Here is a 15,879-nt window from a genome sequence, read left to right as displayed (position 1 = left end):
GGCTCAGCGCACAACGACCTGGCCGTAGGGAATCACGCGCACCGGACCGATCAGGCCAACGGGCTGCCGAGGCACCGCCGCTTGCCCGGGGAACCCCGGGGTGACGCGCAGGCGATTCCGCAGCGTGGTCGCGACCTCCACGGTCACGGTGTTCCGTCCCGCCACCAGGTAGGGTCCGACATCGACGCGGGCCGTGACCTGATTGACAGCAGGCAGCGTGGTTCCATTGATGGCGACGTCGTAGGTCCCGACCACCTTGCCTAGATCCAGGTAAGCTCCGCTGTCCCGGGTCCACCCTTCTCCGACGGTAAAGCTGGCGCTGTAGCTGCCGATCCCGGAGACGTCCTCTAGCTCCGGGATGTCCGGCCACGCCGCGAGCCCCTGGAGGTCGAGGTCCTGTGTCATCTGGATCAGCTGGCCGTCGTCGCCCTGGCGCCAGTCGCTCACGTTGATGTGCCAGTCCGTCAGCGCGATCGGCGATGGCACGCTCGCGATGGCCACGTCCAGCGTCCTGCCGTCGCTCACCACGACATCATATCGACCAGGCTCGGTTGCCCGCAACACCAGCCCCTTGCCGCTGTCGAGGACCTCACCGCCGGTCGTGTCGACCGCGTACAGACGCGAGGCTGCTGTCGGAGTGACTGCGATCACCGTGGAGTCACCCGCGCTGAGCGTCAGCGGGACCTCGATGCGCCCCTCTTCCGTCGTATGATAGTGGGCGATCGCGGAGGTTGCTCCGGTCCACGGGTCGATGCGAATCGGCCGCCCGGTCCCCTCCAGCGCGATCTGTGTGGCCTGCGCCGAGCTGCCGTGATTGTACAGGTAGTAGAAATCGCCATTGCTTGCGCCTCGATGCACGACGCGAATGTCCGTGCCGGAGGCAATCTCGGCGGCTGCGCGGACGCCGAGCTGCGCCAGCGCGGCCGGCACCTCCTCGCGCGTCGCTACGCGGGCAACCGTTGGCTCGGCGAGCAGGCGATCCACCTCCTCGCGCAGCGTCGAATCTTCCTCCGGAGATTGCGGGACGCCCGGCGTGCGGCTTGGAGGAGCTCCCACGACCACGACCGGCAATCCCGCGCGGGTGTCCTCGAGGATCCCGCGCGCCGCCCGCAGCGGCAAGGCCTCCTGGTTGTCGAGGATCAAGGCTCCGTACGCCGGACCGTCGGGATAGAGCCGCCCGCGCTGCACCCGCGGCTCGCGTTGGTCCAGCTGGGCGGCATCGACGAAGTCGTACGAGTAGCCACGCGCGCCCAGCCCCGGATCCGCGTAGATTGTGCCGTCCTGGTAATAGCCCTGTCGATAGATTGCGACATCGACCTTCTGCTGCCCATGCCGCAGAACACTCTGCATGCGCGACATCCAGCCGGTCACCTTCGGCATGTCCTTCCACATCGGCTGCCGCGGGCCCCATGCCTCGGAGAAGCCAGGCCCGGCGCCGATGCCGTCGCTGAACAAGGTGAACGGTGAAAATCCTGGCCACGGCAGCCCCAGACCGTGCTCGGCCGCAAATCCGTGCACGACGACGTGGTTCACGCCGCCCGCGTAGGCCTCCTGGATGTACGCCAGCATCGCCTGCCACGTCTGCGCATAGGCGGCGTCGATCTCCGCACAACACTCGAACGACAGCAGACGCTTGTCGCCGATGTGGGTCGCGGACGCGACGGCGCGATACTGGTCGATGTTGCCGAAGCGGCCCAGCGACTCGACCTCGGGCACGTCGAGCACCATCGCGGCTTGGCTGCTGTCGATCGTGATAGCATACGCCTGCGCGCGCAGCGCGAGGCCCAGCGACTGAGCCCAGCTCCGGAGGGTCGCCAGGTGGGTTTCCTGGTAGAGCTCGGTCAGTGTCTGGTAGTAATCGTTGCGCGCCCGGGCTCCAATTCCGTCAGAGAGCTCGTAATCGGGGGCGCTGTCCGGCGTGGCGCCGCTGAGGAATTCGTGGAGTTGGGCGATGAACAACGCCGGCAAGTGCGCGTTCAAGGCATAGCCGCGTCGCTTCGTGAACTCGGCCAGCAGGTCGGGAGTCCAAAGCAGGTTGGCCTTGAGCTCGAGCGAGTCGATGTAGACATGCCCGCCGGCCGTCGCCAGCAGCCCGCGCATCGTCGGGGTCAGCACGTTGGTGTCCCAGAACCGGGTCACGAGCTGAGCGCCGGCAGCGCTGAAGTGGTCGACGACGTACGCGGGCGAGACCGAGGTGATCTCCTCCGAAGCGAGCTCACTCGCGAGGGTTATCTGAGCGGTGCCGCGCTGCCAGAAGCTGAACAAGGTCCACGTGCCCTCGCTCGGTGCGGTCCAGGTCAAGCCTCCATCCTGTACCGAAGCGGTCAGATCGATGGATGACTCGGCCTGCAGCATCACCGGCTTTGCCTCCGTGCAGTCGGCCACACAGCGGACCGCCTGAACGGAGATCAGGCTGCGCTGCGTGACCTCCGGCGGCGCGGGCGAGGGCTCCGGGAGCGGACCCGAAAATGTCGCTCCGCCCTCGACGACGGCGCTGCCGTACACGAGCTCCTGCTGCGTCCCCGGGGTGTCCGGCGTGAGCCCCGGCACGACCAGCGGCCACGCCGGGCCCAGTGTAAAGTCGAGACGGATACCCAGTTGGCTCGCGTACTCGAGCGCGGCCTCCATCCGGTCGCTCATCGCCGGACTCCCCCAGCCGTGGTTGGCCGGATCGGCCGTCAAGGTGCACAGAACTTCGGCCGCGCCGAAGCCGGCTTCGGCCATCTGGGTGAGCTCCTCGGCGATGTCCTCCGGGCTCATGTCGCCGCAGGTCCACCACCAGCGAATCTTGGGGCGCGCATCAGATGAATCTAGCAATTCGTTCAGGCCTGGCACCGGAGGCTCGGTCGAGACATCGTCCAGCGGTGCGGTGTCGCCGCCGCTGCAGCCCACAATCGCTGATGCGATGCCGGCCACTACGTGTAGCTTCCATGCTGTCATACGTCATTCCTCAGGGTGATAGCGGTGTCATCCCCGCAGGTCCTGCCGGACGATGCGCAGGGCAGCGCGCAGCGGCCCCACGTATCGCGGCGCGCTCGAAATGCAGTGCATTCGAGGCCGAACCCGAGGGATCCCTCCCCCAATTCTATTTCTGGCTGGATCTGGCGAGTTGGATGATCACCACAGCACCGAGCGCATGCGGCACGCCGGGAGTGCTCCAACAGGGGGAACCGAACCGCCTTCGTCGTCCCATCGGCGCCGGCACCGTGGTCATCGTGTCTCTCTTTCAGGGTCTCCAGGTGACCCTTGGCAGGACCCGTGCCACGCCGTCACGAACCTGAACTATCGAACTATTTCATGCACTTATGATGCACGAAGGACCCTGCGCCTGGGTTCGGGAGAACGATGGAACGTATTTCCGGATATAGTCCAAACGCCGATCGGACTAATTCCAGAGATCTTGGATTCGGCCGGAACACCACCCTCACGCCCGCGGACGTGGCCAAGCGCGCCACGCCTCGGTCGTGCGCCGGGTGGCGCCCTCACGCTCCACATCCGCGCCACCCGGGGGCGCCCGCAGGAAAAGGCGCACGGCGCTCGCCGCGTCGTTAGCGAAGGCGTATCTCGAGCGCTTGGGCGGCCTGCTCGCGCGGCTTCTCGATCAGGTTCCGGACCGTTGAACCAGCTGCGCGATGGCGCGCGCGCTTGCCTCGTTCGCGGGTGAGAACACGAACATCGAGAGGCCGTCGCTGCCTTCGACGTAGAACACCGACGACTCGAGCACGATCTCGCCGACATCGGGACGGACGAGCCGCTTCTGGAACCCGCCGTGCGACCGGATCTCACCTTCGTCCCACAGGCGGCGAAAGTCGGGGCTCGTCTCCATCAATTCGTCGATCAGCGCAGTCGCCTCATCAGACTGGCCGGCACGCGCGATGTCGACACGAAACGACGCGAGACAGGTGCGGCGAACGTCTTCGACGTCGTGCACCTTGTTCTCCGAACCCGGCTGGAAGACCCGGCGCAGCAGGTTGCGGTCGCGCTCCGGTACCGCCGCGTAATCTCCGAGCACCGCGACCGACGCGCGATTCCACGCGACGATCTGGAACGTCGGCGTCTTGACGAACGCGGGGACGGAGAGGTTGTCGAGCACGAGCCGGAGTGACGGCGTGACCGCTACGGGCGGCGCGGGCTTGCGCGGCGGCGGACGGTCGTGCGCCAGCAGGAACAGCATCTCGCGATTCGTGTCGTCGAGCTCGAGGGCGCGGGCGAGGCGTTCGAGCACGTCGTCCGACGGCACGCCGCCGCGACCTTGTTCGAGCCACGTGTACCAGGTGACGCTCACGCCGGCTCGGGCGGCGACCTCCTCGCGGCGCAACCCGGGAGTGCGCCGGCGCACGGTGGTCGCGGGACGGACGCGCTCGCGGCGGTCGCGCAGGAACGTCGGGAGGGTGGTGGTCGCCATACCAGGATAGCTGCCCGTCTTTTCGGACGAGCAATCCGAGCCTACGGTCCTCGCATGACCAAGTCAATGCGAGTGTTCGTCACCGGCGCGACTGGCTGGATCGGTACGGCGGTGCTGAAGGAGCTGCGCGGGGCCGGCCACAGCGTCCTCGGCATGGCACACAGCGATGCGGGCGCCGACAAGTTGAGGGCGCAGGGCGTGGAGGTTTATCGCGGCGACATCAGGGACCCACGATGCCTCGTCGAGGGCGTCCGCGCGACCGACGCGACGATCCACCTGGCGTTCCACATGGACTTCTCGGACTTCCCGAAGATCAACCAGATCGATCGCGACGCGATCAGCGCGATGCTCGATGCGATGGCGGGCACGAACAAGGCGTTCGTCGGCACGAACGGCACGCTGGTGGTCTCGAAGCCCGGCAAGGTCGCGTTCGAGACCGACGAGTCGCCGGCGGACTCGCCGCTCGCGGTCCGGCTGCGGGCCGAACGTCTCGTCGTCGATGCTGCGAAGCGCGGAGTGCGCGGCAGCGTCATCCGGCTGGCTCCGACGGTGCACGGCGCTGGTGACAAGGGCTTCATCGCAATGCTGATCAAGCTCGCGCGCGAGAAGAAGACCGCTGGTTACGTGGACGATGGCGACCATCACTGGCCCGCGGTGCATCGGGACGATGCGGCGCGGCTGTACCGGCTCGCCGTCGAGAGCGCACCGCCGGGATCCGTGTTGCACGGCACCGCGGAGGAAGGCATCACGATGCGCGCGATCGCAGAGACGATCAGCAAAGGCACCGGTGTGCCGACGAAGAGCATGCCGGCCGCGGAGGCAGGCGCTCACTTCGGATGGATGTCGATGGTCGTCGGGCTCGATAACCGGACCTCGAGTGAGGCGACGCGTGAGCTACTCGGCTGGAAGCCGGAGCAACCGGGCCTGCTCGACGACATGAGCGCTCACTACTTCTGATCTACCATGGAGCCATCAACGGCTTGTTCGTACCCACCGAAGAACAATCCCGCGACGCTCGTCGCCGCCGCGGCGCGACGCATCCACTGCCCCCTCATTTGTTTCAAGTCAGAGACAACTCGAAGGATTTTTATGTCACCTGAGGTGAGCGTGGCGATTCGCCCTTGACATCCTCGAATCGTTTTGCGTTTTCTTCTTCTCCGCGCGGGACACCGGCGATACCAGCGCCTGCCGGCGCGGCCCTCCGCGCCGCAACGCGTGACGCGCGCGACGCCGGAGGACGCGACGCTCCGGCACGGCATTCAGGATGAGCAGGTAATCTAGTGGGTCACGTACACTTCTGCTAGGTTCCGGGGCGCATTGGGCCAGGGTACGCATGTCCTGACATGTCGAGGCGCTGGCGCAGCGAGGAGCCGTCGCGAAGATGACACCGGGAACCATCATCGCTGGTCGCTACCGGATCGTCCATCCGCTTGGCGAGGGCGGCATGGGCGCTGTCCTTGTCGTGGAGCATATCGAGACCAAGGCGCGCCGCGCCATGAAGGTCATGCTGCCCCACCTGGTGCAAGATCCGAGGCTGCGTGAGCGCTTCGCGCAGGAGGCGCGCATCGGCGCCAGCATCAAGAGCGACCACGTGGTCGAGGTCATGGACGCCGGGGTCGACGAGCAGACCGGGACACCGTTCCTGGTGATGGAGTTGCTGGAAGGGGAGAGCCTGGACTGCGCGGTGCAGAAGCGCGGAGCATTCTCGCCGGCGCAGGTCGCCGATCTCTTCGAGCAGCTCTGCCATGCCGTGGGCGCAGCGCACGAGATCGGCGTTGTCCACCGGGATCTCAAGCCTGAAAACATCTTCCTCGCGATCCCCCGGACGACGGGCGTCGAGCTCACGGTCAAGGTGCTCGATTTCGGCATCGCCAGGCTCATCGCGGCGTCGCGCAAATTCACGGGCCCGGCGGGGACGTCGTACTGGATGGCCCCGGAGCAGACCCTCCATAACGCGGTTGTCGGGCCCTCGGCGGATGTCTGGGCGCTCGGCCTCCTGGCGTTCCACATGCTCACCGGCCGCTACTACTGGAAGTCCACCGACGACGAGAGCATCGAGGTGCTGATGCGCGAAATGTTGGTGGACGACCTCGTGCCGCCATCCCTGCGGAGCGGCGAGACGCTGCTCCCCGAGGGCTTCGATGAGTGGTTCGCCAGGTGTGTGTGCCGTACGCCGGGTCAGCGATATTCCACCGCCAGCGAGGCGTACGCGGCGCTTTCGCCCCTGCTGAGGGTCGCGGCGCCGGCCTCCAGCATTTCACCTCCGGCGTCATCCAGGCGGACTGCCCCGGCGGCGCTCGCCATCCCAGCGGAGCTCGCGAGAGACGTCCCGCAGCGACTTCCCTCACCACGAGCGCACCAGGACGGGTCGGCCTGGCCGGGGCCTCTCAGCGACCCGCCGCCCTCGGGGGAGCCCGCGCAGCGGCCGCCGGCATCCGTGACCTCTCCGCCCGTCAACAGGCCGACCCCGATTCCGCCTCAGGGGCCCACGCCGCCGTCGCCGAAGCGGTCCGTGGTTCCTGTAGCTGTGGCAGCGGCCGTGGGCGCCGTCGCCGTCGCCGTCGTCTTGCTCGCGATCCTCTTCGTTCGTGCCCCTCGGGCGGGCGATCGCCATGCGACACCCTCGGGGACGCCTTCGGACCTGACCCAGGTCATCTTGCGCATCCACGGCTCGAACACCATCGGCGCCGAGCTGATGCCGGCGCTCGTGGAGGCGTTCCTCGAGAAGAAGGGAGCCACGAGCATCACCCGCGTGCTGGGCGACAAGGAGATCAAGATGACCGGCGCCATCCCGGGAATCCTGGGATCGCAGGTCATCGAGATCGCCTCCAAGGGTTCAGGGACAGCGTTCGATGACCTGCGCGACGGCAAGTGCGACATCGGCATGGCGTCGCGCCGCATCAAGGCCGATGAAGAGGCCGAGTTGACGAAGCTCGGACCGATGACGTCGAAGGACTGTGAGCACGTGCTCGGTCTCGACGGGGTGGCCATCATCACCCACCGCACGAATCCGGTCACGATGTTCAGCCTCGATGACCTGAGCAAGATATTCTCCGGCGATGCGCGGCGGTGGTCCGACGTGGGGAGCGCGCTTCCGGGCGAAATCAAGATCCATGCGCGCGACGATAAGTCTGGCACCTGGGATACCGTGAAGGACGTTGTCCTCAAGGGGCGCCCGCTCCTGCCTGAGGCGCAGCGCCACGACAGCAATGAGGCGGTCGACACAGCGGTGGCGGCGGACACGAACGGGATCGGCTTCGAGGGGCTGACGGCGGTCCGCAGGACCAAGCCCGTCGACATCCGCGACGGCGACTCGCCCCCTGTTGCCCCAAGCTCGGTCGATGTGTCCCTCGAGAGGTATTCTCTCACGCACCGCCTCTACCTTTACTCCGCAAAGGATCCGCGGAATCCATGGGTAGCCGACTTCATCCGCTTCGCGCTGTCGCCGGAGGGACAGCACGTGGTCAAGCGCAGCGGCTTCGTCCAGCTGGATGCGATGCCCGTGGAGAGCATGGCCGCTTGCCTCGACTGCACACCGGAGTACAAGGAAGTGACGCGGGGGGCGATTCGTCTCAAGCTTGATTTTCGTTTCGGTTTCCAGCCCAACGCCATCCGGCTCGACAGCCGTGGCTCTGAGGACATCAACCGTGTCATCGAGGCGATGAAGGCGCCCAATAACAAGGGCAAGAAGATAGTGCTCATCGGCTTCTCGGATAACGTCGGCGACGCGGCGCACAACCGCACGCTCTCGCTGAAGCGAGCGGAGGCGGTCGATCGTGAGCTCCAGGCGAGAGGGCAGCCCCCCTCGGACGTGAAGGGGCTCGGCGAGGACATGCCGATCGCGTCCAACAGCACGGAAGACGGCCGTCAGAAGAACCGGCGGGTCGAGATCTGGATCCGTTGATCTCTCGCATCAGCTCGCTTCGGTGAAGCGGCCTCGGCGGGGCTTCTTGTCCTTGTCCTTGTCCTCCGGGTCCACCGCGATGCGAAGCCCGGGGTATTCCGCTGTAGGCCCGGTGAGCGGCCCTCGAAGATCTGGGCCGCCGACGCAGGGCGTTCGACGATCTCCGGCCGCGCAAGGGCGACGCCGGCGCAAGACGCCCGGTGCTGCGAGAGCGGTGTTGTTCGTCTTATCCTCCCGGCCCGTGGCACCTCGACCTCAGAAAGTCTCCGCGCCGCCGAGCGATCCTCGTCGGGTGCGCGCGCTGGGCAATGCCGTCCGCCAGGGCGCAATCGCGGCTCTGGGATGGCTCGTCCTGGTACGAGCGGAGGCCGCCCACGCCGCGAACATGGGGGCCGCGGTGGAGCTCGATGAGCAGCGCTGCGTGACGCTCGACGCGGTGCGGGCGGCGGCTGCGCTGCGCGGAGGGCGCGTGGACGCCGACTCCACGGTACGGCTCCGGGTCCATGTGCGCGAAGCGGAGCCGCCGAGCGCGGTGACGCTCGAGATCTCGGGAGAAGGCGCTCACGGCGCCATCGAGGCGCGCACGATCGTGGCAGACTCCTGCGCGGAAGCCGCCTCGGCGCTCGGGCTGGTCGTCACGATGGCCGGCGAGGACGAGCAGGCCCAGATCGAAGCTTCCCGCGCCGAGCCTCCCTCGCTGACGCCGCCGGAGAGACCGTCGCAAGGCACAGCCCGCGAGCTCAGCCCAACCCCAACAGCGCCGCCGGCGAGACCATCGCAAGGCACAGCCCGCAAGCGCAGCCCAACCTCCGCAGCACCGCCGGCGAGAGCGTCGCGAGCCACGGCTCGCGAGAGCACACCCGCGACGAAGCTGTATACGTCGCTCGGCGTCGTCGCCACGCCGCTCTACGAAGGGCCAGCAGGAGCGCGGCTCTCGGGCGGGTTCGCATCGGGTCGGGTGTTCTTTCCATGGGCCGAGCTCGGCATGGGGGCCACGTTGCCGCGCACCGTCTTCGGCGGGGGAGCGGCGGTGAACCTCACGTGGTTCACCGCTCGTGCCTCGCTGGCGCCGCTCGGCGCATCCCTCGGCGATCACGTCTTCGTGAGCGCTTACATCATGCTCGATGTGGGCGCGGTGCTCGCCTCCGGGGAGGGAGCCCCGAAGGTCGACAGCCGATGGCGCCCGTGGCTCGAGGCTGGCGCCGGCGCACGGATGCGCGCGCTGGTTGGCGCATGGTCCTTCGTGGAAGGGCAGATCGGGGCCGCGCTGCCCCTCCGTCGGGACGAGTTCTACTACGTGCACGGCGGGACGGCCTATCAGGCTCCCGTCGTGCGGCTCGACGCTGCGCTTTCCGTCGGGGTGCTTTTTCCGTGATCAGAACGGGGGCCTCGCGGATCGCCTGGGACGAGCCCCTCGTGATCACCACCACCGACGACGCCCCAGGTTCCACCGCCTTCCGCTTGGCTCGCCCTCTGGGCGGACTCGTCGACGCGCAGGCGCGCTCCCCCGGTGAGTCCACCGCCGACCTCGCTCGCGAGGCGCGCCTCGAAGAGCTCGCGTCGCACCTCGAGTTCCTGTGGCGATTCGCGTGCCGGATGGGCGCGGGCGAGGTGGCGGCCGAGGACATTGCGCAGGAAGCGTTCGTGGTGGCGGCGTCGCGCCTCGACGCGATCCTTCCCGGAAAAGAGCGCTCGTACCTCGTCTCGGTCGCGGTTCACATGGTCCGACGCGAGCGAACCCGGCGAGCACGTCACGAAGAGCTCACGGGAGAGCCCCCCGCGCCGGCGGGCGAGCAACCGGACAGGCGCCTCGACGAGGCGCGCGCGCGCAGGCTGCTGGATGCGTCGCTCGAGGCGCTGGACGACGGGCTTCGCGCGGTGTTCGTGCTCCATGAGATCGAAGAAGAGACGATGGCGGACATCGCTCTTCTGCTGGACTTGCCGCCAGGGACCGTGGCGTCACGACTCCGCCGCGCCCGTGAAGCGTGGAAGCGAGCGACGGAGCAATTGAAGAGGGGTCTGCCGGTGAGCGGCGGGAGGCGGCGGTGAGCGACTCGTACGACGACTTCGACCGCGCGCTGCTGCGCGCCGGGAGGGCGGCGAAGGCGCCTTCCTCGCTCCGCGTGAAAGCCCTCGCGGCCGCCGCGGCGGGGACCGCGACCGCGGCCGCAACGACGAGCCTCGGCGTCGGCGCGGCCAAGGCGAGCGGAGGGATCGCGGCGCAGGCCGCTCACGCGCTCGGCCTGAAGGCGGTGCTCGTCGCGTCCATCGGCGTCACGTCCATCGCCCTCGTGCTCGGGGGCGCGTACGTGGCGGCGACCCATCACGCGGACGCCGTCGTATCCACAGCCCCCGTGCGCCCGCCTCGCGCGGCGGAGGTCGGTGGGGTGGCGCCGGCAGCCGCGTCACCCACGCAGGAGGAGCCCGCCGTGCCTGCGAAGGCAGAGCCCGCCGCCGCCTCTGCCGCCGAGCCCGCCCCGCGCGCAGCGGCGTCGACCAAGAACGTGGCGCCCGCGCCCCAGGGGACCGGGCTCGCGCGCCAGGTCCCCTCCTCCGTTCCTGCGGCGACGGCCGTCCCCGCCGTCGACTCCCTTCCACGAGAACCCCGCAGTGAAGAGGTCGCGCAGTCCCCTGCGGCACCGACCTCCGTTCTACCCAGCTCCGTTCTATCGGACGAGCTCCGGCTCATCGATACAGCACGAGCGGCCCTCCAGCGTGGAGACGTGCCGCTCGCCCTTCGCCTCACCGCCGAGCACGCGGCACGCTTTCCAGGCGGCAGCCTCGCGATCGAGCGCGATGTCCTCCGTGTCGACGCCCTCGTGGCCGGAGGGCGCATCGCGGAGGCCGCGTCGCACGCGTGCGCCTTCGTCGCGCGGAGCCCGCGCTCCGCTCAGGCTCCGCGCATGATCAAGGTGGGTCGCTGTTCAAATACGATTCCGTGATCAAAAGCGCGGGGAGAGAGATCGCCGGGCAGTGGAGGACTCTCGATCATGCGACTTTCGCGGCTAGCACTCTCCTTGTTGTGGTTCCCGGTCGCTCTCTCAGCCACCACGTTTGGGTGCGGCATCGTTCGCGTGCCGATCGGTAATCTCGACCCCGACCAGCAGCCGCTCGACCCCGATGGCTTGGGCGCGGGCGGCGCAGGCGGCGCGGGCGGCTCGTCGGATTCCGGCGGCGCGGGCGGCTCGTCGGGCAGGTGCAGCGCGCGGGTGGCCTCCCGTCCCTTCAGCCTGGACGGCTGGCCGGCGACGAGCGGCACTTTTCCGCTGGCGATCACGGACATCGCCTTTGATCCATCCGGCAACCTCGGCATGACAGGATACACGACGTCGGACGTCGACATGGGCGGCGGCGTGCTCCGGTCCGGGGGAACCGACGACGCCCTCCTGGCAAAGTACGATGCCGCGGGCAACCACACCCTCAGCAAGCTCTTCGGCGATGATTCGAACCCGCAGGCCGGCGAGCACATCGTCTTCGACGCGGACTGCAACATGTTCCTCGTAGGCAGCTTCTCCCAGACCATGGATCTCGAGGGTGCGACGATGACCTCGCCCCGGGGCGCCAAGTTCCTGGCCAAGCTCGACAGCGCCGGCAATCCCCTCTGGAGCGTGCACCTCAACGCCGCGTATGACACAGATTGGGATATCCGATCCCTCGCTGTGGATCCGACGACGGGCGGCGTGGTGTTCACGGGGAATTTCGCCGGATTCCTCGATCTCGGGGGAGGTCCGCTGACGGCGCCAACCGATGCTGGAGGGGACCCGACGAAGGCCTATGTGGCGAAGTTCGATGCGACAGGACATTTTGTCTGGAGCAAGTACGCAGACGGCAGGTACATGCCAGGCGGCACCCTGGCCGTCGACGCTTCAGGGCAAATCGTGATTGCGACCGACGACTCGGACATCTCGGACGGCGGACAAACCAGAGACACGCGGCTCGGCCTCTCGCGGTTGGACGCCTCGGGAAACCGACTCTGGAGGAAGGAATTTGCCGATGCTTTCGACGGTGGAGCCCCCTGGGGCTACCACCGCAGCCTCACTGGCGTCGCGGTGCGTGGAGACGGAAGCGTGATCCTCGCAGGGAACGTGCCCTGCTTTTTTGATCTCGGCGGCGGACCCCTGAATGGCTCGAATTGTTTAGGCGACAGCCCCTTCGTGGCCAAATTCGACGCTGATGGAGTCCACCTCTGGAGCCAAGTCATCAGGGGCGACCTTCCTGACGCCGTGAGCTTCGGCGTCGACGCTCTCGGGAACACCTTCGTTTTAGGCAGCGTCGGCGGCCGGGGTCTGGAGGCCGACGACAGGCCGCCCGGCCCAGAGGGAGATTCCCGGCCGTTCATCATGCGGTTCGACGCCGAGGGGCATATTTCATGGGCCCAGATCCTCGGTCCCGAGGTCACCGACGCGGTGGGGCTCGCCGTGGATCCTGAAGGAAACGTCGCCGTCGTGGGGCAAGACGTCGATGCCGTGAATGCGCACTTCGGGGCCGGAAATGTTGTCATGAAGCTCAACATCGCGGCGCCGTGATTCCATGCGTCGGCCCTGGTGGCGGCGCTGTCGGTGAGCGCAAGCTGCGCGCCTCGACCGGGGCAGGGCGCGTCGCTGGCGTCTGACTCGACGCCAGCGACGCGCCGAGCCGCGGCCCTCCAGCGTGGAGACGTGCCGCTCGCCCTTCGCCTCACCGCCGAGCACGCGGCGCGCTTTCCAGGGGGGAGCCTCGCGATCGAGCGCGATGTCCTCCGCGTCGATGCCCTCGTGGCCGGAGGGCGCATCACGGAGGCCGCGTCGCACACTTGCGCCTTCGTCGCGCGGAGCCCGCGCTCCGCTCAGGCGCCGCGCATGATCAAGGTGGGTCGCTGTTCAAATACGATTCCGTGATCAAAAGCGCGGGGAGAGAGATCGCCGGGCAGTGGAGGATTCTCGATCATGCGATTTTCGCAACTAGCACTCTCCTTGTTGTGGTCCCCGGTCGCTCTCTCAGCCACCACGTTTGGGTGCAACATCGTTCGCGAGCCGATCGCGGATCTCGACCCCGACCAGCAGCCGCTCGACCCCGATGGCGCTGGCGGCGCGGGCGGCTCGTCGGGCTCCGGCAGCGCGGGCGGCTCGTCGGGCAGGTGCAGCGCGCCGGTGGCCTCCCGTCCCTTCAACCTGGACGGGTCTGCGGCGACGAGCGGCACCTCTCCGCTGGCGATCACTGGCATCGCCTTTGATCCCTCCGGCAACCTCGGAATGACAGGGTACACGGTGTCGGACGTCGACATGCCCGGGTCCTCGGAATACGACGACGCCCTCTTGGCAAAGTACGATGCCGCGGGCAACCACACCCTCAGCAAGCTCTTCGGCGATGATTCGAACCGGCAGGCCGGCAGGCACATCGTTTTCGACGCGGACTGCAACATGTTCCTCGTACGCGCGCTCGTGACCTCGTCCCGGTTCGACATGTTCCTGGACAAGCTCGACAGCGCCGGGAACCCCCTCTGGAGCAAGCGCCTCAACGCCGGGTATGAAGCAGATTGGAACATCACATCCATCGCGGTGGATCCGGCGACGGGCGGCGTGGTGTTCATGGGAAGATACGCCGGGGACCTCGATCTCGGGGGAGGTCTTCTACCGTGGGTAGAGGATGACGACAACCCGACGAGAGCCTACGTGGCGAAGTTCGATGCGATGGGACAATTCGTGTGGAGCAAGCCCTCCCCCCGCAGCAGCGGCAGGTACATGCCAGGCGGCATCATGGCCGTCGACACTTTCACCGGTACCCTGGACGCCGACGGCACGGCGCTAGGCGCAGAGGACGGAGCCGAGCGGCAGTTCGTCGTGCGGCTCGACAGGGATGGGCATATCTCGTGGTCCCACATCCTCAGCCCCGAGTTCAGCAGCGTGCAGGGCCTCGCCGTGGATCCTGAAGGAAACGTCGCCATTGTGGGGCATGACGCCAGCGCCTCAACCACTCGCTCGATCGCCTACCTCATCAGCAAGGTGGGTCGCTGTTCAAATACGATTCCGTGATCAAAATCGCGGGGAGAGAGATCGCCTGGTCATGGAGGATGATTGCTCATGCGATTCCTGAAGAGTGTAGTCTCGTTGTTGTTCCCACTCGCTCTCTCGGTCACCACGTTTGGGTGCGTCATCGATCGCGTGCCGATCGGTGATCTCGACCCCGACCAGCAGCCGCTCGACCCCGACGGCTCGGGCACGGGCGGCTCGTCGGGTTCCGGCGGCGCGGGCGGCTCGTCGAGCAGGTGCGGCGCGCCGGTGGCCTCCCGTCCCTTCAGCCTGGACGACTGGGCGGCGACGAGCGGCACCTCTCCGCTGGCGATCACTGGCATCGCCTTTGATCCATCCGGCAATCTGGGCATGACAGGGTACACGGTGTCGGACGCCGACATGCCCGGGTCCGTGGAATACGACGACGCCCTCTTGGCAAAGTACGATGCCGCGGGCAACCACACCCTCAGCAAGCTCCTCGGCGATGGTTCGAACCGGCAGGCCGGCCATCACATCGTTTTCGACGCGGACTGCAACATGTTCCTCGTACGCTCCTCGGAACGCTCCTCGGGCTGGTGGGACATATTCCTGGACAAGCTCGACAGCGCCGGCAACCCCCTCTGGAGCAAGAGCCTCAACCCCTGGTATGAAGCAGATTGGAACATCACATCCGTCGCGGTGGATCCGACGACGGGCGGCGTGGTGCTCATGGGAAGATACTATGGGGACCTCGATCTCGGGGGAGGTCTGCTACCGTGGATAGAGAGTGACTACGACCCGACGAGCGGCTACGTGGCAAAGTTCGACGCGATGGGAAATTTCGTCTGGAGCAAGTTCTCCCCCCGCGGCAGCGGCAGGTACACGCCAGGCGCCATCATGGCCGTCGACACTTCAGGGCAAATTGTGCTCGCGGCCGACGACTCGGACATCGTCGATGACGGATCAGGCAAATTCGCGCGGTTCCAACTCGCGCGGCTGGACGCCTCGGGAAACGATATCTGGAGTCAGGAATTGACCGCTCCTCTCCATGGTGGATCCGCCTCGGACCACCACGAGGGCCTTGCTGGCATCGCGGTGGACGGAGACGGAAGCGTGTTCCTCGCCGGGAACGCGCATTGCGACTTTGATTTCGGCGGCGGACCGCTGGTCGGCGCGAATTGTTCATCCGACAATGCCTTCGTGGCGAAATTCGATGTTCATGGAGGCCACCTCTGGAGCCGATTCATCGAGGGCAGCCTTGCATCCAGAGCCGTGAGCCTCGGCGTCGACGCTCTCGGGAACACCTTCGTTGCGGGCAGCGTCACCGGTACCCTGGACGCCGACGGCACGGCGCTCGGCGCAGAGGACGGAGCTGAGCGGCAGTTCGTCGTGCGGCTCGACAGGGATGGGCATATCTCGTGGTCCCACATCCTCAGCCCCGAGGTCAGCAGCGTGCAGGGTCTCGCCGTAGATCCGGAAGGAAACGTCGCCATCATGGGGCAAGACGCCGGTGCCGTGAATGCGAGCGCTCGGGGCGCAAATGTCGTGACGAAGCTCGACGTCGCAGCGCCGTGATTCTATTCGTCGGCCCCGGCGGCTGC

10 protein-coding genes are annotated in these 15,879 nt (G+C 67.3%); 8 read left to right on the top strand and 2 right to left on the bottom strand.

The window, feature by feature from the left end:
- Positions 1-3: 3 nt before the first annotated feature.
- Positions 4-2,940 carry a glycosyl hydrolase gene (locus tag WME79_RS08360; protein WP_437534087.1) on the bottom strand — a complete coding sequence of 979 codons (2,937 nt, stop codon included), beginning with the start codon at positions 2,938-2,940 and terminating at the stop codon, positions 4-6.
- A gap of 661 nt (positions 2,941-3,601) precedes the next feature.
- Positions 3,602-4,405, bottom strand: a complete 804-nt coding sequence (locus WME79_RS08355; RefSeq protein WP_437534086.1) for a helix-turn-helix transcriptional regulator — start codon at positions 4,403-4,405, stop codon at positions 3,602-3,604.
- 66 nt (positions 4,406-4,471) lie between these two features.
- Between WME79_RS08355 and WME79_RS08350 the strand changes: the two genes are divergently transcribed.
- From WME79_RS08350 to WME79_RS08315, 8 genes are all read left to right on the top strand, one after another.
- A complete protein-coding gene (locus WME79_RS08350) occupies positions 4,472-5,362 on the top strand; it encodes an SDR family oxidoreductase (protein WP_437539800.1) in 891 nt (296 codons plus the stop codon).
- 424 nt (positions 5,363-5,786) lie between these two features.
- Entirely contained in the window at positions 5,787-8,309 is a 2,523-nt protein-coding gene (locus WME79_RS08345) for a protein kinase domain-containing protein (protein WP_437534085.1), read from the top strand.
- Between the two features lie 385 nt (positions 8,310-8,694).
- Entirely contained in the window at positions 8,695-9,684 is a 990-nt protein-coding gene (locus WME79_RS08340; RefSeq protein ID WP_437534084.1) for a hypothetical protein, read from the top strand.
- A 41-nt stretch (positions 9,685-9,725) separates the two neighbouring features.
- On the top strand, positions 9,726-10,358 hold the full coding sequence (locus tag WME79_RS08335; RefSeq protein WP_437534083.1) for an RNA polymerase sigma factor: 633 nt from the start codon (positions 9,726-9,728) through the stop codon (positions 10,356-10,358).
- Positions 10,355-11,251 carry a hypothetical protein gene (locus tag WME79_RS08330; RefSeq protein ID WP_437534082.1) on the top strand — a complete coding sequence of 299 codons (897 nt, stop codon included), beginning with the start codon at positions 10,355-10,357 and terminating at the stop codon, positions 11,249-11,251. Before WME79_RS08335 ends, WME79_RS08330 begins: the two co-directional genes overlap by 4 nt.
- Positions 11,252-11,299: 48 nt before the next feature.
- Positions 11,300-12,835 carry a hypothetical protein gene (locus tag WME79_RS08325; RefSeq protein WP_437534081.1) on the top strand — a complete coding sequence of 512 codons (1,536 nt, stop codon included), beginning with the start codon at positions 11,300-11,302 and terminating at the stop codon, positions 12,833-12,835.
- Positions 12,836-13,438: 603 nt separating this feature from the next.
- Complete coding sequence (locus tag WME79_RS08320) at positions 13,439-14,320, top strand: hypothetical protein (RefSeq protein WP_437534080.1); 882 nt, start codon at positions 13,439-13,441, stop codon at positions 14,318-14,320.
- Positions 14,321-14,368: 48 nt separating this feature from the next.
- The gene (locus WME79_RS08315; protein ID WP_437534079.1) at positions 14,369-15,853 is read left to right on the top strand and encodes a hypothetical protein; all 1,485 of its coding nucleotides are present in this window, start codon (positions 14,369-14,371) and stop codon (positions 15,851-15,853) included.
- The last annotated feature ends 26 nt before the right edge of the window (positions 15,854-15,879 follow it).

It is taken from the genome of Sorangium sp. So ce726 (genome assembly GCF_051521405.1).
GTDB lineage: Bacteria > Myxococcota_A > Polyangia > Polyangiales > Polyangiaceae > Sorangium.
This window is presented reverse-complemented; position numbering and strand designations above follow the sequence as displayed.

Excerpts from the sequence above, each read along its gene's own strand:
- WME79_RS08345 (WP_437534085.1), top strand. The coding sequence starts at position 5,787 with ATGACACCGGGAACCATCATCGCTGGTCGCTACCGGATCGTCCATCCG.
- WME79_RS08340 (WP_437534084.1), top strand. The coding sequence starts at position 8,695 with ATGGGGGCCGCGGTGGAGCTCGATGAGCAGCGCTGCGTGACGCTCGAC.
- WME79_RS08350 (WP_437539800.1), top strand. The coding sequence starts at position 4,472 with ATGCGAGTGTTCGTCACCGGCGCGACTGGCTGGATCGGTACGGCGGTG.
- WME79_RS08315 (WP_437534079.1), top strand. The coding sequence starts at position 14,369 with ATGCGATTCCTGAAGAGTGTAGTCTCGTTGTTGTTCCCACTCGCTCTC.
- WME79_RS08325 (WP_437534081.1), top strand. The coding sequence starts at position 11,300 with ATGCGACTTTCGCGGCTAGCACTCTCCTTGTTGTGGTTCCCGGTCGCT.
- WME79_RS08355 (WP_437534086.1), bottom strand. The coding sequence starts at position 4,405 with ATGGCGACCACCACCCTCCCGACGTTCCTGCGCGACCGCCGCGAGCGC.
- WME79_RS08360 (WP_437534087.1), bottom strand. The coding sequence starts at position 2,940 with ATGACAGCATGGAAGCTACACGTAGTGGCCGGCATCGCATCAGCGATT.